The sequence below is a fragment of the Streptomyces sp. NPDC088762 genome, assembly GCF_044750905.1.
Lineage (GTDB): Bacteria > Actinomycetota > Actinomycetes > Streptomycetales > Streptomycetaceae > Streptomyces.
The window spans coordinates 40920-60949 of record NZ_JBIVKT010000007.1 but is presented as its reverse complement, the minus strand read 5'-3'; the positions used below and the strand labels follow the sequence as shown (position 1 = coordinate 60949).

Genomic DNA, 20030 nt, shown 5'->3' with positions numbered 1-20030 from the left:
TCCTCGGGCACCGAACGTGGCAACGGGCCGGACAGTTCTGCGGGACAGTGTTCGGCGCCCTGCGGGGGCGCCCCGCCGCACACCCGGCCCCGCCGGCGCCGGCAGGCACGTCCAGCCGCGCAGGCGCCCGCCACGCACCCGGCGCCGCAGAAACCACGGGCGGCGGCAGCCGAATTCAGCCTCGCCGGCGTTTGAGGCGCGGGGTCCGGGGCGGAGCCCCGGGGCGGCCGCCAGGCCGCTGCATGCGGCCCGGCCCACCCGTGCCGGCAGGCACGTCCAGCCGCGCAGGCGCCCGCCACGCAGCCCGGCGCCGCAGAAACCACGGGCGGCGGCAGCCGAATTCAGCCTCGCCGGCGTCTGAGGCGCGGAGCCTCGGGGCGGCCGGCAGGGCCTCGGCGGCGATTGGGGGGTGCGGGGTGGCGTCCCGGTGGGGTTAGCGGGGGGACAGGGCCGCTTCCATTACCGCGCGGGCGATCGGGGCGGCCGCCAGGTTTCCGGTGATGTCGCCGCGGTTGGCCGCCGCGTCCTCGACCACCACCGCCACCGCGACCGCCGGCAGCGGGGCGCCTTCCGCCCTCGCCCAGGAGATGAACCACGCGTAAGGGGTCCCCGCGTTGCCGACCCCGTGCTGCGCCGTGCCGGTCTTGCCGCCGACCCGCGCGCCCGGGATGGCCGCGTTCTTCCCCGTCCCGTTCTCCACCACCTGCTCCATCAGCTCCTGGAGCCGCAGGGCGGTTGCCGGGCTCATGGCCCGGCCCAGGCTGCGCTGGTCGCCGCGGCGGACCGGGGAGCCGTCGTCCTGGGTGGTGCGGTCCACCAGGTAGGGGGCCTTCAGCTCCCCGCCGTTGGCGACGGCCGCCGCGACCATCGCCATCTGCAGCGGCGTGGCCTTGGTGTTGAACTGCCCGATCGAGGACAGCGCCAGCTGGTCCTGGCTCATGTCGGTGTCGAAGTTCGACCGGGACACCCACGCCGGCACCCGCAGCCCGTCGTCGTTGAAGCCGAACCGCCCCGCCGCCTCCACCATCCCCCGCAGCCCCACCCGTACCCCGATCTTCGCCATCACCGTGTTGCAGGACCACTGCACCGCTTCCGCCATCGAGGCGTCCTGGCAGCCCGTGGCCGCGTTCGGCAGCAGGGTGCTGGTGCCGGGCAGGGGGTAGGGGTCGGGGGTCTCGGTCGGCGCGTCGACGTCGGTGACGACACCGGCGTCGAGGGCGGCCGCGGCGGTCACGATCTTGAAGGTGGATCCGGGCGGGTACGTCTCGCGCAGCGCCCGGTTGAGCATCGGCTTGGCCGGGTCCGCGTTCAGCCGCGCCCAGGCCTCCTTGACGCGCTTGCCCGTACCGGAGAGCTCCCCCGGATCGTACGAGGGGCTGCTGACCAGCGCGAGGATCTTCCCGGTGGCCGGCTCGACGGCGGCCACCGCGCCCCGCTTGCCCGCGAGCCCGCTGTACGCGGCCCGCTGCACGCCCGCCCGGATGGTGGTGACGGCGTTCCCGCCGGCGGGGCGGCCGCGGGCGAGGTCGTACCAGAGCGGGAAGGCGGAGAGGCCGGGGTCCGTGCCGGACAGGATCCGGTCCTCGGCGCGCTCGATGAAGCTGGTCCCGTACGTCTGCGAGGAGAAGCCGGTGACGGGCGCGTAGAGCGGGCCGTTCTTGTACGTGCGCTCGTAGCGCAGGAGTTGGCCGCTGTCGCGGGAGCCCGTGACGGGTCGGCCCTCGACCAGGATGTCGCCGCGCGGCTCGGCGTAGCGCTCGATGGCAGGGCGTTTGTTGGCCGGGTTCGCACCGTAGGCGGCCGATTCCCAGACTTGCACGCGGGCGAGGTTGACGAGCAGGGCGACGAGGAGGACGGCGCAGAAGTACGCGCACCAGCGGATGTAGCGGATCACGCGGGGGCCTCCTGCGGCGCCGGTTCGGGCCTGCGGGCGCTGTCGCTGAGCCGGACCAGCAGCGCGACGATGATCCAGTTGGTGACGACGGAGGAGCCGCCCTGGGCGAGGAAGGGCATGGCCATGCCGGTGAGCGGGATCAGCCCGGTGACACCGCCGGCGATGACGAAGACCTGGAGCGCGACGATCGAGGCGAGGCCGGTGGCGAGCAGCCGGCCGAAGGGGTCGCGCAGCGCGAGCCCGGCGCGGAAGCCGCGGGCGACGAGGAGCCCGTAGAGGAGCAGGATCGCGGCGAGGCCGGTGAGGCCGAGCTCCTCGCCTGCGGTGGCGAGGATGAAGTCCGATTTGGCGGCGAAGCCGATGAGGAAGGACTGGCCGTGACCGAGGCCGGCACCGAGCAGGCCGCCGGCGCCGAAGGCGAAGAGGGACTGGGCGAGCTGGCCGGGGCCCTCGCCCCGCTCGATGGAGGCGAAAGGATTCAGCCAGTCGTCCACGCGGCTGTGGACGTGCGGTTCGAAGGTCCCGACCGCATACGCGCCGACCCCGGCCAGGAGCAGGCCGATCGCGATCCATCCGATCCGCCCGGTGGCGGTGAACAGCATGATCACGAACAGCCCGAAGAACAGCAGCGAGGTGCCCAGGTCACGCTCCAGGACCAGCACCCCGACGCTGAGCAGCCAGATCGTGAGGATCGGGCCGAGGACGCGGCCCGGGAGCAGGCGCAGCTTCCAGAAGAGCCGGCGTCCGGTGAGGGCGAGGGCGGTGCGGTTCGCGGCGAGGTAGGCGGCGAAGAAGACGGCCAGCAGGATCTTGGCGAACTCTCCCGGCTGGAAGGACAGTCCGGCGTACCGGATCCAGATGTGGGCGCCGTTGACCGCCGGAAAGAACACGGGGACGAGCATCAGCAGCAGGGCGGCGGCGACCGAGAGGTAGGCGTAGCGCTGGAGTGTGCGGTGGTCGCGCAGCACGGCGACGACGAGCACGAAGAGGGCCGTCCCGAGGGCGGACCAGAGGAGTTGGCCACCGGCGGTGAGGTGGCCGGGGGTGGTCGCGTCGAGGCGCTGGATGAGGACGAGGCCGAGGCCGTTGAGGAGGACGGCGATGGGCAGCACGAGCGGGTCGGCGTACGGGGCCGCCAGGCGGACGGCGAGGTGCGCGAGCAGCGCGGCGAGCGCGAGGCCGGCGGCGTAGTGGCTGGCGGAGGGCGGGATGCGGCCGGTGGTCGCGAGGCCGACGCAGAGGTGGCCGAGGACGGAGATCAGGACGGCGCCGGCGAGGAGCGTCAGCTCGACCCCGCGCTGCTTGGGGGCGCGGGCGTCGGGGGGCGGGGGCGGGGCGGGCTCCGCCACCTTCGCCGTCAGAGCGCTCATGGAGGGAAACGTAGCAAGCAGACGGATGATATGTCCGCTTATGCCATAGTGTGCCGAAGAGTCGTCACAAACGGTCGGAATCAGGAGCCGAACCATATGGGACCTGTGGAGTTCATCGTCCTCGCCTTCCCGGAAGAGCAGCTGCGGGTGCCGGCGGTCGAGGCCGTGATGGGGCTGCGGAAGACCGGGGTGGTCCGCCTCATCGACGGGCTGGTGGTGACGCGGACGGCGGCCGGGGAGGTGCTGGCGGCGGAGTTCGACGAGTTCCTGGAGCTGCGGGGCCTGCTGACGGGCCGGGACGCGGTGCGGCTGATCGGGCCGGAGGACGTGACCGAGTCGGCGGGGCTGCTGGAGCGCGGCAGCTGCGCGCTGCTGCTGGTCGTCGAGCACGTGTGGGCCGAGGACGCGGCGATCGTCGTACGGGCGGCGGGCGGCCGGATCGTGGGCTCGGTCCGCATCCCGCCGGACCGGATCCCGGTGGACCCCCGGGCAGGGGTGGCCTGATGTTCATCCGGCCGGTCGGAGTAACGGTCCACGCGGCCCAGCGTCCGGCGGGCCGCCCCCTGCTGCGCGGCCTGCTGTCCCGCGCGGCGGGCGCGGCGGAGTCCACGGCGGGCGCGGTGCACCCCGACGAACCGCCCCGCCGGGGGCTGCTGGCCCGGGCGGTCCAGGCGGCGGAATACCACCCGGAGCCAGCCGCACTGGCGGAACCGGAGCCGGAGCCGGAGCCAGGTGAGGCAGCCCCGCCGGAACCGGAGCCGGTGCGACCACCGGCACCCGCCTCCCCGGACCGCCACGCGGAGCACCCGCACCCGGGCGAGCCCGTCGCCGCGGCGGACCTGGTGGCGGAACTCACCCAACTGGCCGACCTGGCGCGGGAAGGCCTGCTGACCCCCGAGGAGTTCACCGCGGCCAAGGCCCTCCTGCTGCACGGCTGACGGGGTCACCCCTGCCGGACGGGGTGCCGCTGGGTCAGGCAGCGGCGCCGCCGTCGACGACCAGGTCGCTGCCGACCAAGGCAGCGGCGTCCGGCGAGGCCAGGTACAGCACGGCAGCCGCGACCTCGGCGGTGGAGGCGACCCGCCCCAGCGGCAGTGCGGCCTTCATCCGGGCGGCGCGGTCGGCGTCGGACTCGCCCGGCAGCAGCGACATGGTGGTGTCAACCGGGCCGGGGCTGACGGCGTTGATACGGATCCCCTCGCCGATGTGGTCCAGGGCGGCGGCCCGGGTCAACGCCGAGACGGCCGCCTTGGTGGCGATGTACCCGGCCACGCCCGGGACACGGCGGTGCGCGCCGAGGTTGGAGGAGATGTTGACGATCACCCCGCCGGTGGGCTGGTCGCGCATCCGGGCCACTTCGGCCTGGAGGCTGAGGAGTACGCCGGTGACGTTGACGTCGAGCAGGGTGCGCCAGTCCTCCTCGGGCAGGTCGGCCACGGGCGCGCCGCCCCGGAAGACGCCCGCGTTGTTGACGGCGACGTCGAGGCTTCCGAAGTGTTCGACGGTACGGCGGACCAGGTCCCTGACGTCCTCGGAGCGGGTCACGTCCGCGGTGACGGCGACTGCCGTACCGCCCTCCTTCGCTATCAGGGCCACGGTTTCGTCGAGCGATGCGGCGGTACGTCCGGCCGCGACCACCGAGGCCCCTTCCGCGGCGAAGGCGAGGGCGACGGCCCGGCCGATGCCGGAGCCCGCTCCGGTGACGAGGACGCTCTTGCCGGTGAACCGTGCGGTCATGACGATGACTCCTTGGGTCGGTTGGTGCGGTGATTGAGGAACGCGGCGACGGCGAAGGCACCTGCCGCCGCGGCGAGTGAGGTGGCGTCGGAGCCGAGGGTGAGCAGGGCGGCGAGGACGACGGTCGGGCCCAGTTCCATCGCGGTGTTCATGACGCCGCCCGCGAGTCCGGCCTGCTGCGGTTCCACCCCGTCCGTCGCGAGGACGGCGGCCCCCGCGAAACCGGTGGCCCCGCCGGTCGCCAGCAGGAGCAGGCCGGGGAGGAGTCCGTACGCGTACGGGGTGTGCGGTGCCAGGCCGGTGAGTGCGAGCAGCGCGAGACCCGTCCCGGCGACCGCGAGCCCGAGGGTGGTGACGGCCGGCGCGCCGTAGCCGCTGACGAGCGGGCCGGCCGCGCGGCCGGAGACGAGCAGCGCCACCGCGAAGGGCACGAAGGCGGCGGAGGTCTGCAGCGCCGACCAGCCGCGGTCCTGCTGGAGGTGGAGCGAAAGCAGCACGAACACCGTGGCGGTCCCGGCGGCGGTCAGGCCGATGGCGGCGAGCGCGAGGCCCCGGCGGCGGTCGCGGAGGAACCCCGGCGGAAGCAGCGGATCGCGGGCGCGGCGCTCGGCGACCAGGAACCCGGCGAGGAGCGCGACCCCCGAGAGCAGGGGCACGAGAACAGCCGCCGAACCCCAGGGGCGCGCGTCGGTGAGGACGAGCCCATAGCCGGCCAGGGTGATGCCGGCCGTGGCGAGCAGCGCACCCGGCAGATCCAGCGAGCGGCCCGCTCCGGCCGGGGTGGCGGGCAACAGCCGCGGCGCGAGCCCGAGGGCGGCGCCCGCCACCACGACCGGCACGGCGAAGGCGAGCCGCCAGGACGCGAGCGCCGACACGACCCCGGAGAGCAGGTTCCCGGCGGTCGCGCCGAGGACCGAGAGCCCGCCCCAGGCGGCCATCGCCCTTCCGTACGCGGCGGGTCGGGGGAATACGGCACGCAGCACGGCCATGGCGGCGGGCGCGCTGAGGGCGGCGCCGGCCCCCTGCGCGAAACGCGCGGCGAGCAGGGCCCCCGGTCCCGGGGCGAACGGCGCGGCGAGGGACGCCGCGGCGAACACGAGCAGCCCGGCGGTGAGGGCGCGCCTCCCGCCCAACCGGTCGGCGACGCGACCGCCGAAGAGCAGCAGTCCGGAGAAGGTCAGCCCGTAGGCAGCGCTGAGAAGGATCAAGTCGTCCCGGCCCAGGGACAGTTCACGGCCGATCCGCGGCAGCGGCACGACGAGCGAGGTGAGCGCGAAGATCAGCGACACCTGCACGGCACCGAGAAGCACGAAGGCGGGCCCGGCCGCCGGCCTGGTGCGGGTCTCCCGACCCTGCGCAACAGTCATCTCTCCCCCTGATATTTGACCGAACGTTCCAAAATAACGTCACGCGAAAGCCGCCCCGGCAGCCGGTCATCCGGTCGACAACCCAGCCCACCATTCCGCCCAGCCGGTCAGTCCAGCAACTTCAGCGCCTGCTCGGCCGCGTCCCGCACCCGCGCCGGGTCCTCCGACGCTTTGCCCACCACCCGCAGGCCTTGCATCAGCACGAGCAGCATCCGCGCGAGCGCGCGCGGATCCCGGTCCGCGGGCAGTTCACCCTGCGCGCGGGCCCGTACGAGCGCCGAGTGCAGCAGGGTCTCGATGTGCCCCCAGCTGGCCTCGACCCGGCGGGCCGCCGCCGCGTCGTGCGCACCCAGCTCGGCGGCCGTGTTGGTGACGAAGCACCCGTTCAGCCGCCGCTCCTCGGACCCCGCCTCGGCGGCGAACCGCCGTACCACCGCCCGCACGGCCGGCAACGCCGGACCTGGCTGGGACAGTTCGCCCAACAGCGCCGGGTCACGGTTCTCGCCGTACCGGTCGAGCGCCTTCAGGTAGAGCTCGCGCTTGTTGCCGAAGGTGGCGTAGATGCTGGCGCGCCCGATGCCGAGGTGTTCCACGAGGTCCGCCATCGAGGTCGCCTCGTACCCGCGCCGCCAGAACAGCTCAAGAGCCGACTGCAGCGCGGCATCCGGATCGAATTCCTTGGTCCTGGCCACGCTCGAACCCTAAGCGATATTGAACCGATCGGTCAAATATTCTCTGCGATCCGTGGGACCACCAGGCCGGACTCGTAGGCGAGGACCACGAGCTGGGCCCGGTCGCGGGCACGGAGCTTGGCCATGGCGCGGTTGACGTGGGTCTTCGCGGTCGTGGGGCTGATCACCATACGACTCGCGATCTCGTCGTTCGACAGACCGTGCGCGACCAGAACGACCGCCTCGCGCTCGCGGCCGGTCAGCTCTTTCAGGCCCGTTCCGGTACCGGCGGTGAGCGGCTGGGTGACGTACCGGCCGATCAGCTTGCGCGTGATGGAGGGTGCCAGCAGGGCGTCCCCGCGCGACGCCACGCGCACGGCGTGCAGGAAGTCGTCCGGCAGGATGTCCTTGACGAGGAATCCGGCGGCGCCGGCGCGCAGCGCGTCGAAGACGTATTCGTCGAGGCCGTAGTTGGTCAGGATGACGACGTGCACCCCGGCCAGGGCCGGGTCGGCCGCGATGCGCCGCGTCGCCTCGATCCCGTCGACGACCGGCATCCGGATGTCGACGAGCGCGACGTCGGGCAGGTGCTCCCTGGCCAGGTCCACGCCCTCCTGCCCGTCGGCGGCCTCGGCCACCACCTCGATGTCGTCCTCGAGGTCGAGGAGGGCGCGGAATCCGCTGCGGATGAGCGGCTGGTCGTCGACCAGCAGGACACGGATCACGGCCTCTGCTCCACGGGGAGTTCGGCCTGGACGGTGAAGCCGCCCGCGGCGCGCGGTTCGGCGCGCAGTCGTCCGCCGAGGGCCGTCACCCGCTCGCGCATGCCGAGCAGCCCGAGGCCGGGTGTCGGGGCTGTGCCCGGCGTGGCCTTGCCGTCGTCGTCGATGCGCAGGACGAGGGCGTTCGCACGGCAGTCGATCCGCACGGACGCCGTGGCGGCGTCCGCGTGGCGGGCCACGTTGGTGAGCGACTCCTGAACGATCCGGTAGACGGTCCGCTGCACCGCGGCGGGCACGTCGTGCCGCCGCCCCTCGATCGTCAGCGTGGCGTCCAGGCCGAACCCGCGGGCCAAGTCCACGAGTTCGCCGACGTGATCGAGCCCGCGCGGCGGAATCGTGTCGTCGTCCCGCAGCGCCTCCAGGGTCGCTCGCAGCTCCCGGCTCGCCTCACGTCCGGCCTCCTGGATCGCCAGCAGCGCTTCCGGAACCTCCTCCCCCCGCCTGCGGGCCACGTGCACGGCGGCTTCGGCCTGCACCTTGATGACCGAGATCTGGTGGGTGAGCGAATCGTGCAGCTCCCGGGCGATACGGAGCCGTTCCTCGTCGGCGCGCCGCCGTGCGGTCTCCTCCCTGGTGCGCTCGGCCTCGTCCACCCGCCGCTCGGCCTGCCGCAGCGCCTCCCCCGCGGCGCCGGCGGCGATCAGCCAGGCCAGCTCCAAGGCGCCCCGGGCCTGGGCGAACGCCTCGCCCGTGTCGTGGAGGCCCGACACCAGGGCCGCGAGCGGGAGGACAGCCAGCAGGGCCACGCTCGCCACCGCCGTGACGGTGCGGCGTCCCGCACGTACGGCCGCGTACACCGCGAAGAGGTAAGCGACGGCGGGCACGTCAAATCCGGCCGCCTGGTACCCGGCCGCGCACAGCCCGGTGACGGCCAGCACGGCAACCGGAGCCCGTCGGCGCACGATCAGCGCCAGCCCGCCGGCCACCAGCAGCCCGTACCCGAGCAGGGCGGGGCCCGTGGCGGAATGCTGTCCGGACAGGCCGGTGATCAGCAGCGCCGTCGCCACGCCGGCGGCGATCAACAGGTCCACGACACGCGCCCGGACGCCGGGCTCACCTGCACTCATGCGCGAAACCTAGCCGGTCGCCCCCGTCGGCGAGTCCCCCTCCCGGACGAGCGGCCGGCTACCGCGCACGCAGTACGTTCGCGCCTCCTGCGGCATCGGCGGCAGTGCGAAGTGTCCGCGTCTGCAGGACGACCCGGGGTGGGTACGGCGGACATGCTCGAGCGACCGACACCCCGTCACAGGAGGAGCACCTCGATGTCCGTTCATCACCTGCTTGCCGCACCGGCAGCCGCACACGCCTCGTTCCAGCCCGTCGCCGCCCGCGTCTACGACCTCACCCCGGGACGGCTCGGGGCGAGCGCGGGGGCGCTGCTGGGGCTGGCCGCCGTGGTCATCGCCGGACTGGCGCTGGCCCGTCCCGCCGGTCGCTTCGGCGGCGCCACCGGATCGCCCTGGATCAGGGCGGCCATGGCGGCCGGACTGATCGGCATGGCCCTGGGCGGGCTGGTCGCGGCCACCGCCGACGGCGCCGTCGGCACCGGGAACGGGCTGGGCGGGGCCTACGTGGCCCTACTGGTGGGCCTGATCGGCACGGTCCTCGGCGGACTGGCGCAAGCCCGCTCGCGCCGCACCGGCTGAAGGGTCGGGCGCAGGACCGCCCCTCCGCCCGGTGGTTGCCTTCCTAGGATCCCTAGGTTAAAACTAGGGACCCTAGGAATGCGGGAGGGCACATGGTGCGGGCAGGGCTCACGGCGGAGCGGGTGACGGCCGCGGCCGCCGAGCTGGCGGACGAGATCGGGCTCGACCGGGTGACCATGTCGCAGGTGGCGCGGCGGCTCGGCGTGAAGGACGCGAGCCTCTACGCGCACGTGCGCAGCCTCGAGGACCTGCGCGGGCGGATCGCCCTGCTCGCGGCGGACGAGAAGACCCTCCGCATCGCGGAGGCCACCGCCGGGCGGGCGGGCAAGGACGCGCTGGTCGCGTTCGCCAACGCCTGGCGGGAGTACGCCCACAGGTACCCCGGCCGCTACACGGCCACTCAGGCCCCCCTCCGGATCGACCCCGAGTTGGCCGCCCGGGCGGCCGGTCCGCGGCGCGCGGTCGAGCTGACCTACGGCATGCTGCGCGGCTACGGACTGGCCGAGCCGGACCTGACCGACGCGGTCCGGCTGCTGCGCAGCACGTTCCACGGGTTCGTGTCCCTGGAGGCCTCGGGCGGTTTCGCGCACGAGCGTTCGTCACACGCCTCCTGGGTCCGCGCCCTCGACGCCCTGCACAGCCTCCTCGAACACTGGCCCCCCTCCCGGGACGGAGACTCCTCATGACCGAACCGACCACCGGCAGTCTGCGCGTGAGCGGCGCGACCCTGCACTACGAAGTGCGCGGCCGGGGCCCGCTCTTGCTGCTGATTCCCGGCGGGGCCGGCGGAGCGGCCTCCTTCGACGGCATCGCCGACGACCTGGCCGCCGAATACACCGTGGCGACCTACGACCCGCGCGGCATGTCCCGCAGCACGCTGGCCGACCCCGAGGCCGAGCAGCGCGTGGCCGAGCACGCCGACGACGCGTTGCGGGTGCTGGACCTGCTGTCGCCCGGTGAGCCCGCCCGGGTGTTCGGCACCAGCTCGGGCGCGATCACCGCCGTCCACCTGCTGACCGCCCGTCCCGAACGCGTCGAACGCCTGGTGGCGCACGAACCGCCGCTGGTGGAGGTCCTTCCGGACGCCCCCGAACACCGGGAGCTCCTCGCGCGCGTGCAGGAGACGCTGCGCACCCAGGGGCTCATGCCGGCCATGGCCGTGTTCGCCGCGGGCCTGAAGAAGGACGGCGACACCACCGCACCGGAGGCCGCGCTCGAGCTTCCGCCCCAGGCGGCGGCCCGCGCCGAGCGGACGATGGCCAACCTGCCCTACTTCGTGGGGCGCATCGTGCCCGGCTTCATGTCCTACGCCCCGGACATCCACCGCCTGGAGGCCCTGTCCGACCGGCTCGTGCTCGCCTGCGGCCAGGACTCGCGCGGCGAACTGCCGTACCGTCCGGCCGCGTTCCTTGCCGAGCGTCTCGGCAAGGAACTCCTGCACTTCCCCGGCGGCCACACCGGCCTCACCACGCACCCGGCCGGGTTCGGCGAACTCGTCCGCAAGGCCTTGCGCGCGTAGAGCCGGATCCATCCGGGTGAGCCCGTCGGCCCCGCCGACCCCGTTGGGCGATTTGTCATACCGGGCGTGGCAGCATCGGCGGTCGGAGGTGATCACATGTCACATCGGCTGCTTCGTGCTGTTTGTATCGCCGCGGTACTGGCCGTGGCCGCGCCCACTCCCGGCGTCCACGCCGAACCCGCGGCGCCGGGGCCGGCGGCGCCGGCGGTCCCGGCAGCACCCGCCGCCCCCGCGGCGCCCACCGAGAACGTCGGCGTGCTGCTCACCCGCCTCCAAGGGCTCTACCAGAAGGCCGAGGAGGCCGCCGAGGCCTACAACGCCACCGAGGAAGCGCTCACGTCCCGGCAGCGCGAGGAGCGGCGGCTCAATGCCGAGCTCGGCAAGGCACGCAGCGCCCTCGGATCCGAGAAGGCCCTCCTCGGGCGGCTGGCCCGGGAGCAGTACCAGGGCGGCCGCGGCTTCTCCCCGTACGCCCGGATGCTGCTCGCCAAAGACCCTCAGGCCGCGCTGGACCAGCGCCGCCTCGCCGCCCGCGAGGGCGCCCGGCGGGCCGGTGTGCTCCACCGTCTCGCGCGCGGCGAGAAGCGGGCCGACGCGCTCGCCACCCGGGCCCGCAGGGCGCTGGACTCCCAGCAGACCCTGGCCGCGCAGCAGAAGCGGTACAAGGAAGAGGTGGGCCTCCAGCTCAAGGAGGTGGAACGGGTGCTGTCCTCGCTCACCGCCGAACAGCTCGAGCGGCTCGGCGCCCGCGAGGCCGCGGACACCGCCTCGGCGCAGCGCGCGCTGGTGGCCTCCGGCCGGCTCCCCACCCGCACCGGTACGCCCACGGCCGCCGGCGGCGCGGCCCTCACCTACGCGGCGGCCCAGATCGGCAAGCCGTACCTCTGGGGCGCCGAGGGACCGGGGTCCTTCGACTGCTCCGGGCTGACCTCGCAGGCCTGGGCGCACGCCGGCCGCAGCATCCCGCGGACCAGCCAGGAGCAGTGGGCGCAGCTGCCGAAGGTGCCGCTGGACCAGCTGCGCCCCGGGGACCTCGTGGTCTACTTCCCCAAGGCCACCCACGTCGCCCTGTACGTCGGCGAGGGCAAGGTGATCCAGGCACCCCGCCCGGGAGCCCGGATCAAGGTCTCGCCCCTCGCCGCCAATCCGCTCCTCGGCGCCGTACGCCCGGACCCCGCCGGCACCCCGCTCCCGCGGTTCACTCCCCCGCCGCTGCCCGAGGCGGAGCCGACGGGCAGGGCAGCGGACGACGACGGCGCCGCCGACGATGCCGGCTACTCCTCCGAGGAGGCCCCGGAAACCGGGGAAGCCGACGAAGCCCCCGAAGCCGCCGACACAGACGCCGCCGCCTCCGCCAGGTAGTCCGCCGCGTCCTCGGGGTCGTAGAAGTACGCGTCGAAGTCGGCCGGGTTGTCGAAGCCGTTGGCGAAACGATCCGCCACCGGCTGGAGCTGCCCGGCCGCGCCGATCAGGTTCAGCACGTGCTCCGGGGGAACCCCCAGCATCGCGTTCGTCCACTGGGTCACCGGCTTGCCGGTGGTGAACCAGTACTTGTCGAAGGTGGCCCTCATCCACGCCTCGTCGAACGGGTTGTCCCCGTGCATCAGGATCGAGGACAGGTACGAGGCCGCGCACTTCGCGGCGGAGTTCGAGCCCTGCCCCGTGATCGGGTCGTTGGCGACGACCACGTCCGCGACACCGAGGACGAGCCCACCGCCCGGGAGCCGTCCGATCGGCTTGCGGACCACCGGCGCGTAACGGCCCGCGAGGGTGCCGCCCGCGTCCGTGAGCTCCACCTTCGTCGCCCGCGCGTACTCCCACGGCGTGAACTTCTCCATGAGCTCCAGCGTGAGCGCCAGGTGCTCGGACGGGTCGTTCACGCCCTTGAAGACGTCCAGCGGGCCGCCCGGGAGGCCCTCCCAGAACAGGATGTCCGCACGCCCCGAGGTGGTGAGGGTCGGCATGACGAACAGCTCGCCGACGCCCGGGACCAGGTTGCAGCGGACGGCCTCCGTCTGCGGGTGCTCGGGGCGCGGGCCGAGCCCGTGCACGTACGAGACCGCGAGCGCGCGCTGCGGGGCGTCGTAGGGGGAACGCGCCGCGTCCCGCTCGAACATCGACACCAGCTCGCCCTTGCCGGCGGCGACGAGCACCAGGTCGTACGTACGGGAGAAGTAGTCCAGGTCGGCGACCGACGCGCCGTGGATGACCAGCTGCCCGCCGCGCTGCGCGAAGGTGTCCAGCCAGCCCGCCATCTTCACGCGCTGGTCCACGGACTGGGCGTGGCCCTTGAGGCGGCCCAGCCAGTCGACGGCCCGGCCGGCGTCGGGGGCGGCGACGGACACGCCGACGCCCTCGATCTTCGGGGCCTGCTGCTCCCAGAAGTTGATCCCGAGGTCGCGCTCGTGCTGGAGGGCCGTGTCGAACATGCACTGCGTGGACATCACCCGCCCGGCGCGGATCTCGTCCGCCGTCCGGTTGGACATGAGGGTGACCTCGTACCCCTTCGCCTGGAGTCCGAGGGAGAGCTGGAGCCCGGACTGGCCGGCTCCGACGACGAGTATCTTGCGCATGCGGGTCTACTCCGGTGTGGTGTCGAGGGCGTGCCCCACCAGGGTCAGCAGGGCTTCGATGACCGTGTGGCGGCTGCGGGCGTCCATGATCACGACGGGGACCTCCGGCGGAATGGTGAGCGCCTCGCGCACGTCCTCGGGTTCGTAGGAGGCGGAGCCCTCGAAGTGGTTGACGGCAACCGCGTACGGCAGCCCGCAGCTCTCGAAGTAGTCGAGGGCCGGGAAGCAGTCGCGCAGCCGCCGCGTGTCGGCCAGCACGATGCCGCCGATGGCGCCGCGCACGAGGTCGTCCCACATGAACCAGAACCGCTCCTGGCCCGGGGTCCCGTACACGTAGAGGACGAGGTCGTCGTCGAGGGTGACGCGGCCGAAGTCCATGGCGACGGTGGTGGTGTTCTTGTCCGGGGTCCCGGTGAGGTCGTCGGTCGGGACGCTCGCCTCCGTCATCACCGCCTCGGTGCGCAGCGGGGTGATCTCGGAGAGGGAGGAGACGAAGGTGGTCTTGCCGACGCCGAAGCCGCCCGCGACCAGCACCTTGACGGCGACGGGCGCGCGGGAACGGTCGTACTGCCAGGGCTGGACGGGCTCGTCGTCCACGGCCGACGGCACCGGACGGTCAGAGACGGCGAAGGCCACCGAGCACCCTTTCGAGCAGCGCGCGTTCGGGGCGGCCCGTGCCCTGGCCCGTCCCGTAGACGCGGATCCTTCCCTGATCGGCGAGGTCGCTGACGAGGACGCGGACCACGCCGAGCGGCAGCTTCAGCAGCGCCGCGATCTCGGCGATCGTGCGCATGCGACGGCAGACCTCGACGATGGCCGGCATCTCGGGCATGCGGTCGGGCTTCTGCGGCTGCGAGGCCTTCGTGTCCAGGGCGGCGACGAAGGTCTCGACGTGCAGGACCTGCGTGAAGCGGGTCCGGCCGCCCGTGAGGGAGTACGGGCGGACGCGGGCGGGGCGGCGCTCGGCGCCGCGTATCGGCAGCCGGTCGGAGGCCGGACTCCTCACGGGGTTTTCTCCATCGACTGGCGCAGCTCGCTGCGGACTTCGGGGGTCAGGACGTGGCCGGCGCGGCCGACGAACAGGGCCATGTGGTAGGCGACGACGCTCATGTCGCAGTCGGGGGTGGCGTGCACGCCCAGCAGTGAGCCGTCGCTGATGGCCATGACGAAGACGGAGCCGTGCTCCATCGCCACCATGGTCTGTTTGACGGAGCCGCCGTCCATGAGGGCGGCCGCGCCGGTGGTGAGGCTGCCGAGGCCGGAGACGATGGTGGCCAGGTCGGCCGATGCGCCCCGGGGGCCCTTGGTGCGGGGCTCCTTGGGGGAATCCGCTCCGGGGTCGGAGGACAGGAGCAGCAGCCCGTCCGAGGAGACGACGGCGACGGAGTTGACGCCGGGTACCTCCTCGACCAGGTCGGTCAGCAGCCACTGCAGGTTGCGGGCCTGGGTGCTCAGTCCGTACGTACTGGGCGCGGTCATGTGCGTGCCTCCTGTGCGGTGTCCCCCTGGTCGGTGTTCCCCTGCCCCCGGTCCTGCGCGTGGTCCTGGTCGCGGTCCGGCCCGTGCTCCCGGTCCCGCTCGAGCTCGGCGGCGACGACGCGCCGGCCGTCCTGGGCCCCCTGGTAGAAACCGCCGAGGCGGCGCCGCAGTTCGTCGGCGTCGACGCGGCGCGGCGGCTCGGCCGGTGCCGGTGCCGCGTCCGCGCGGCCGGCGGGGGCGGCGGCCACGGAGCGCGGGGTCCGCTTGGGCAGGCCCTTGGCGGTGACGGCTTCGGCGGGGTCGGCGGGGTGGCTGCCCTGGCGGGGGAGCCAGTTCCCCTCGGCGGCCGCGTGGGTGTGCGGCTCCGGCTCCGGCCGGGGCTCTGTTTCCCGTACGTCGGCCACGGGCGCGGCACCGGACACCTCGTCCGCGTCCGCCGGGGCGGGGTCAGGTGCCGCGAAGGTCTCGGGTTCGGCGTCGGGGACGACCCGCGCGAGGAGCTGCTGGTCGGGCCCGGGCCCGCCCGGGGCCTCCGCCGCCGGGGCCGGCACGGTGAAGATCTGCTCGACGGGCGGCAACGGCCCGTCCGCCGGCGCGGCATCCGGCACCTCGGGCACCACCCGGGCGAGCAGCTCGGCGGCCGGCTCCTCGGCGGGGGCCGCGTGCGGCTCGGCCGCGGGCTCGGCGGGCTCGGCGGGCTCCGTGGCCTCAGCCCACTCAGCCCACTCGGCGGACTCAACCGCCTCAGCGGACTCGGCAGGCTCGGCGGACTCGGCAGACTCAACCGGCTCCGCAGCCTCAGCGGCCTCAACAGCCCCTGCGGTCACCGCCTCCGCTCCCGGAAGCAGAAGCCCGCCCTCCGCCGCCAGACGCCCGGCTCCGCGCAAGCGGCTCGGCAGGGTGTTCTCGTTGGCCTCCGCGACCACGCCGGGCAGGTGCAGCGCGGGCACGCCCGGCGAGCCCGGCGCGCCGAGGGTGTGCACCGGCGAGGCCGGCGCAGTGGCGGGCAGAAGGGCCGCCGGGATGACGACGAGCGCCTCGGTGCCGCCGTGCCGCGGGGCGCGCAGCTCGGCGGTGACCCCGTGCCGCGCCGCGAGCCGCCCGGCCACGTACAGGCCCAGACCCAGGCCGTGCTCCGCCTCGGGCTCCTCGTCGTAGGCCTCGGGCGTGGACAGCCGGGCGTTCAGCGATTCCAGCCGGTCCTCGGTGACCCCGATGCCCTCGTCCACGACGGACAGCACGACGTCGCCGGAGTCCAGGAGCCATCCGGAGACCTTGACCTTGGCCTCCGGCGGCGAGAACGTCGTCGCGTTCTCCAGCAGCTCGGCGAGGACGTGCGAGATGTCGTCGGCCGCGTGCCCCGCCACCTGTGTGGAGGAGGGCAGCGCCGCGAGCTCGACCCGCTCGTAGCGCTCGATCTCGCTGACGGCGGCCCGCATCACGTCGACGAGCGGAACCGGCAGGCCCTGCCCGTGGCCGTGTTCCTGGCCGGCCAGGACCAGCAGGTTCTCGTTGTGGCGGCGCATGACGGTCGCCAGGTGGTCCAGCTTGAAGAGGGTCGCGAGCCGGTCCGGGTCCTGTTCCTTGGACTCCAGCTCCTCGATGACCGCGAGCTGCCGCTCCACCAGGCCCAGGGTCCGCAGGGACAGCGACACCGAGGTGGTCGACATGATGCGGCGGTGCTCTTCCAGCCCGGCCCGCAGGTTCGTCAGCTCCTCCTCCAGCACCTCACGGCTGGAGTTGAGCGCCTCGTTGCGGCCGATGATCCGGCGCCGGTCGGCGTCGAGTCCGGCGATCCGGGTGTGGAGGGAGACGGTCTGGTCCCGCACCGCGTTCAGGTGGCGTACGACCTCGGCGAACTCGTCGTTGCGGCCGGTGAACCGCACCGGCTCCACCGAGCCCTCCGGCGTCGCCAGCCGCTCTGCACCGCGGCGCAGGACGGACAGCGGCCGGGTGAGCGAGCGCGCCACGGCGGTCGAGAACCCGACGGCCACGAGGAACAGCACGCCCATCAGGGCGACCATCATCTCGAGCCGGGTCACGTCGTCGTCGCGCTGCGCGGCGAGCGCGGTGGCCCGCTGGCCGGCGAGGGTGGCTTCGACGGACCGCATGCGGTCGAGGCGGGCGGTGAGCGCGGAGCCCACGGCGGCCCCGTCGGTCTTGCGGTCGGCCGCCGACAGCGTGGGCCGGTCGGTGAGCCGCTTGAGGTAGTCGTCGGCCGCCTTGACCTCGGGGCCGGTGACGGTCGCGGCGAGGGTCTGGCGTACGTCGGGGCGCGCTGCCCGGGCAAAGTCGTCGAGGGCTGCCTGTTCCCGTACGCGAGCGCGCTGGGCGGCGGTGGTGAGCTCGTCGACCACGGCGGAGTTGGGGGCCTGGTCGCCGCGGGGGACGGCCAGCGCGGCGACCAGCAGTCCGCGGGTGGCGGAGGCCTGGTCCACGGCCTGGCCCAGCGGGGCCAGCGGACGGGTGGTGGCGAGGGCGGCCTCGGCGCGCGGCGGGGTCAGCTCGGCGAGCCGGTCGCCGGGGGCGAGGAGTTCGGCGATGAGGCCGGCGTAGGCCTGGTGGGCGGCGAGGGCACTGCCCTTGCCGTCGACGGCCTCGGTGCGGACGGCCTGGATGCGGCCGAGGGCGCGGGCGGTCTCCTCGTCGGCCACGGCCTGGACGTCGGCGAGCTGCCGGTCCGTGCGCGCGGCGCGCTCCTGGACGGCGGCCCTGGCCGCGCCGGGACGGCCCTTGGCGGCGTACTCGACGGCGGCGTCGCGCTCGTCACCGAGGAGGTGGGCGAGGGTGAGGGTCTGGCTGTTCTGCTCCGCGAGGGTGACCAGGCGCTGGGAGTCGCTCAGTTCCCGTGTCGCGGAGACGACGGCGGGGGCGCCTGCCGCGAGGACGGTGAGGCCGGCGACGGCGACGCCGACGACCAGCCTGCGGCGCACGCGGACGCGGCGTCCTGCGGGGGCCGGGCCGTCGGTGGCGGTGCCGTTCTTCCGAGACCGCTTCTTCTGCACCGGTGCTCGCAATCCTGTACGTGTGCTCTTGCTCGTCTACTCGTGTGGCCGAGGTAACGGCCGGTCAACAAGTAAACGCCCCCTGCCCCCTCGTACCGCCATCGACCTTTGCAGTGTGATGGGGAGAGAGCCGCACATCGCCCACCCGGCCACTCGAACGAGTGAACATCACGGATGAGTTGGCGACCAACTCGGACACCACGTGTCAGATGCACATCCGTGGACAGGCGGTTGAAAGATCGATGCGGGCTTTGGCAGGATGCCCGCCCACATTCCGCCCGGCGCCCGGGCGGCGCTCGAACGGCCCCCCGGGTCCCGGCGGGCGGACCGGGCCGCCTCCCCCTCTCCCATTGGTACGGACCTGCCCGCGTGCGGCGGGCTCCGCCCGGCAGAATGCCCGTATGCGCATTGACCTCGCCTCGGCCCCCGGCAACCCGGAACGCCCCAATGAGGACTGGCTGTCGGCGGCGATCCCCGCTTCCGGCGGAGGCGTGCTGGTCGCCCTGGACGGGGTCACGCCGCCGCGCGGCGAGGACGGGTGCGTCCACGGCGTGCCGTGGTTCGCGGGCCGGCTCGGCGGCCGATTGACCGAACTGTCCGGATCCCGGCGGGACATGCCGCTGGACCGGATCCTGGCGGAGGCCGTCCGCGCGACGGCCGACGCCCACCGGGAGACGTGTGACCTTTCTCACGTGCGTACGCCGCAGGCGACGGTGGTCGTGGTCCGGTGGGACGAGGCGTACGTGGAACACCTCGTGCTCTCGGACTCCGTCCTGCTGCTGGAAGGGCCCGGGGGCGAGGTGACGGCGGTGCTCGACGACCGGCTGGACCGGATCCCGCGGCAGGTGCTGGGGTCGGTGGCCGAGACGGACGCCCTGCGGAACGCGGAGGGCGGCTTCTTCACGGCGGCCGCGGACCCGGCGGTGGCGGCGCGGGCGGTGACGGGGCGGACGCCGCGCGAGCGGGTCCGGGCGGTGGCCGCGCTCACGGACGGAGCGAGCCGGTGGACGGACACCTTCGGGGAGGGTGACTGGGCGCAGTGCCTGGCGGTGCTCCGCAAGGAGGGCGCGGAGGGGCTGATCGGCCGGGTCCGAGCCCTGGAATCCGATCCGGACCGGCCGCCGGCCCGGCACAAACGGCACGACGACGCGTCGGCGGCCTACGCGGAGCTGTAGCGCGGGGTCCGGGCGGGGGCCGGGGTTTCCGGGGCTGCGGCGCAGGGAGCGTCGGCACCGACGGGCCGGGGTGTGCCGGGGCGCCTCCTTGGGAGCCGTGCCGGGGGCGGCGTTTCCGGGGCTGCGGCCCCGGGGGGGCGTCGGCACCGACGGGGCCGGGCGCGCGCCGGGGCACCTCCTCGGGCGCCGAACGTGGCAAGGGGCCGGACAGTGGGAGCGGGACAGTGTTCGGCACCCTGCGGGGGCGCCCCGCCGCACACCCGGCCCCGCCGGCACCGACGCCGGGTGGGCTACTCGGCTCCGGCGTTCAATTGGTGGAGCAGCCGTGCCAGTTCCGCGACCTCGCCGCGGTCCCAGTCGGCGAGCTTGCGCATGTACTGCTCGCGCCGGGCGTCCCGCACGCGCAGGAACCGCTCGCGGCCCTCGTCGGTGAGGCCGACCAGGAAGGCCCGGCCGTCGGCGGGGTCCGGCTCGCGGGCGACCAGGCCCAGGACCTCCAGGGCCCGCAGCTGGCGGCTCATGGTGGCCTTGCCGACGCCGAAGTAGGCGGCGAGTTCGGTGGCCCGCTGCCGACCGGCGGCCTCCAGGCGGGTCAGAAGCCCGTAGGCGGCGGGTTCCAGCTCGGGGTGGAGCTCGCGGGCCATCTCGCCGGAGGAGGCCCTGGCGCGCCGGAGGAAGACGGACAGCTCCCGCTCCAGGGCAAGGAACTCCTGGTCTTCGCTCACGTGCACGTCCCGCTCCTTCAATGGCCTGTGTGGTGGGGCCAGTATTTCGCAGCGGGCCCGCCGACACCCCAGGACCCCGCCGGAGCA

20 protein-coding genes are annotated in these 20030 nt (G+C 74.0%); 7 read left to right on the top strand and 13 right to left on the bottom strand.

Annotated elements, in window-relative coordinates; genetic code table 11:
• Positions 1-433: 433 nt before the first annotated feature.
• Positions 434-1894 carry a penicillin-binding transpeptidase domain-containing protein gene (locus ACIP5M_RS18240; protein ID WP_401198133.1) on the bottom strand — a complete coding sequence of 487 codons (1461 nt, stop codon included), beginning with the start codon at positions 1892-1894 and terminating at the stop codon, positions 434-436.
• Positions 1891-3264: an FtsW/RodA/SpoVE family cell cycle protein gene (locus ACIP5M_RS18235; protein WP_401198131.1), complete on the bottom strand. Its 1374-nt coding sequence runs from the start codon at positions 3262-3264 to the stop codon at positions 1891-1893. The genes ACIP5M_RS18240 and ACIP5M_RS18235 overlap by 4 nt, the downstream gene beginning before the upstream one ends.
• A gap of 96 nt (positions 3265-3360) precedes the next feature.
• Between ACIP5M_RS18235 and ACIP5M_RS18230 the strand changes: the two genes are divergently transcribed.
• Together ACIP5M_RS18230 and ACIP5M_RS18225 are read left to right on the top strand one after the other, a co-directional pair.
• Positions 3361-3768, top strand: a complete 408-nt coding sequence (locus tag ACIP5M_RS18230; protein ID WP_401198128.1) for a DUF6325 family protein — start codon at positions 3361-3363, stop codon at positions 3766-3768.
• Entirely contained in the window at positions 3768-4202 is a 435-nt protein-coding gene (locus ACIP5M_RS18225) for a hypothetical protein (RefSeq protein WP_401198125.1), read from the top strand. The genes ACIP5M_RS18230 and ACIP5M_RS18225 overlap by 1 nt, the downstream gene beginning before the upstream one ends.
• A gap of 34 nt (positions 4203-4236) precedes the next feature.
• On the opposite strand, the gene ACIP5M_RS18220 is transcribed toward ACIP5M_RS18225, so the two are convergent.
• From ACIP5M_RS18220 to ACIP5M_RS18200, 5 genes are all read right to left on the bottom strand, one after another.
• The gene (locus ACIP5M_RS18220) at positions 4237-5001 is read right to left on the bottom strand and encodes an SDR family NAD(P)-dependent oxidoreductase (RefSeq protein ID WP_401198122.1); all 765 of its coding nucleotides are present in this window, start codon (positions 4999-5001) and stop codon (positions 4237-4239) included.
• Positions 4998-6368 (bottom strand): MFS transporter, encoded by a 1371-nt coding sequence (locus tag ACIP5M_RS18215; RefSeq protein ID WP_401198120.1) that lies wholly within the window; start codon positions 6366-6368, stop codon positions 4998-5000. Before ACIP5M_RS18215 ends, ACIP5M_RS18220 begins: the two co-directional genes overlap by 4 nt.
• A 107-nt stretch (positions 6369-6475) precedes the next feature.
• Positions 6476-7060, bottom strand: coding sequence for a TetR/AcrR family transcriptional regulator (locus tag ACIP5M_RS18210; RefSeq protein ID WP_401198117.1), 585 nt, complete (start codon positions 7058-7060; stop codon positions 6476-6478).
• A gap of 32 nt (positions 7061-7092) precedes the next feature.
• Positions 7093-7764 carry a response regulator gene (locus tag ACIP5M_RS18205; RefSeq protein ID WP_401198114.1) on the bottom strand — a complete coding sequence of 224 codons (672 nt, stop codon included), beginning with the start codon at positions 7762-7764 and terminating at the stop codon, positions 7093-7095.
• On the bottom strand, positions 7761-8888 hold the full coding sequence (locus ACIP5M_RS18200; RefSeq protein WP_401198111.1) for a sensor histidine kinase: 1128 nt from the start codon (positions 8886-8888) through the stop codon (positions 7761-7763). The genes ACIP5M_RS18205 and ACIP5M_RS18200 overlap by 4 nt, the downstream gene beginning before the upstream one ends.
• 195 nt (positions 8889-9083) lie before the next feature.
• Here ACIP5M_RS18200 and ACIP5M_RS18195 point away from each other — a divergent pair, with 195 nt between their 5' ends.
• The 4 genes from ACIP5M_RS18195 to ACIP5M_RS18180 all read left to right on the top strand — a co-directional run bounded on the left by ACIP5M_RS18195 (position 9084) and on the right by ACIP5M_RS18180 (position 12348).
• The gene (locus ACIP5M_RS18195; RefSeq protein ID WP_401198108.1) at positions 9084-9467 is read left to right on the top strand and encodes a DUF6223 family protein; all 384 of its coding nucleotides are present in this window, start codon (positions 9084-9086) and stop codon (positions 9465-9467) included.
• 92 nt (positions 9468-9559) lie between these two features.
• Positions 9560-10153: a TetR/AcrR family transcriptional regulator gene (locus ACIP5M_RS18190; RefSeq protein ID WP_401198106.1), complete on the top strand. Its 594-nt coding sequence runs from the start codon at positions 9560-9562 to the stop codon at positions 10151-10153.
• A complete protein-coding gene (locus ACIP5M_RS18185; RefSeq protein WP_401198103.1) occupies positions 10150-10986 on the top strand; it encodes an alpha/beta fold hydrolase in 837 nt (278 codons plus the stop codon). The genes ACIP5M_RS18190 and ACIP5M_RS18185 overlap by 4 nt, the downstream gene beginning before the upstream one ends.
• Before the next feature lie 96 nt (positions 10987-11082).
• A complete protein-coding gene (locus ACIP5M_RS18180; protein WP_401198100.1) occupies positions 11083-12348 on the top strand; it encodes an NlpC/P60 family protein in 1266 nt (421 codons plus the stop codon).
• Here the strand turns inward: ACIP5M_RS18180 and ACIP5M_RS18175 are convergent.
• The 5 genes from ACIP5M_RS18175 to ACIP5M_RS18155 are packed head-to-tail and all read right to left on the bottom strand — an operon-like array spanning position 12261 to position 18043.
• On the bottom strand, positions 12261-13559 hold the full coding sequence (locus ACIP5M_RS18175) for a styrene monooxygenase/indole monooxygenase family protein (RefSeq protein ID WP_401198098.1): 1299 nt from the start codon (positions 13557-13559) through the stop codon (positions 12261-12263). The genes ACIP5M_RS18180 and ACIP5M_RS18175 overlap by 88 nt on opposite strands.
• Before the next feature lie 6 nt (positions 13560-13565).
• Positions 13566-14195, bottom strand: coding sequence for a GTP-binding protein (locus ACIP5M_RS18170; RefSeq protein ID WP_401198097.1), 630 nt, complete (start codon positions 14193-14195; stop codon positions 13566-13568).
• Entirely contained in the window at positions 14176-14565 is a 390-nt protein-coding gene (locus ACIP5M_RS18165; protein ID WP_401198094.1) for a DUF742 domain-containing protein, read from the bottom strand. Before ACIP5M_RS18165 ends, ACIP5M_RS18170 begins: the two co-directional genes overlap by 20 nt.
• Positions 14562-15038 carry a roadblock/LC7 domain-containing protein gene (locus ACIP5M_RS18160; protein ID WP_401198091.1) on the bottom strand — a complete coding sequence of 159 codons (477 nt, stop codon included), beginning with the start codon at positions 15036-15038 and terminating at the stop codon, positions 14562-14564. The genes ACIP5M_RS18165 and ACIP5M_RS18160 overlap by 4 nt, the downstream gene beginning before the upstream one ends.
• Positions 15035-18043, bottom strand: coding sequence for a nitrate- and nitrite sensing domain-containing protein (locus ACIP5M_RS18155; RefSeq protein WP_401198090.1), 3009 nt, complete (start codon positions 18041-18043; stop codon positions 15035-15037). Before ACIP5M_RS18155 ends, ACIP5M_RS18160 begins: the two co-directional genes overlap by 4 nt.
• Before the next feature lie 401 nt (positions 18044-18444).
• Here ACIP5M_RS18155 and ACIP5M_RS18150 point away from each other — a divergent pair, with 401 nt between their 5' ends.
• Positions 18445-19218, top strand: a complete 774-nt coding sequence (locus ACIP5M_RS18150; protein ID WP_401198087.1) for a protein phosphatase 2C domain-containing protein — start codon at positions 18445-18447, stop codon at positions 19216-19218.
• Between the two features lie 290 nt (positions 19219-19508).
• Here ACIP5M_RS18150 and ACIP5M_RS18145 read toward each other — a convergent pair whose 3' ends face one another.
• Positions 19509-19949: a MarR family winged helix-turn-helix transcriptional regulator gene (locus ACIP5M_RS18145; protein WP_401198085.1), complete on the bottom strand. Its 441-nt coding sequence runs from the start codon at positions 19947-19949 to the stop codon at positions 19509-19511.
• Positions 19950-20030: the final 81 nt, after the last annotated feature.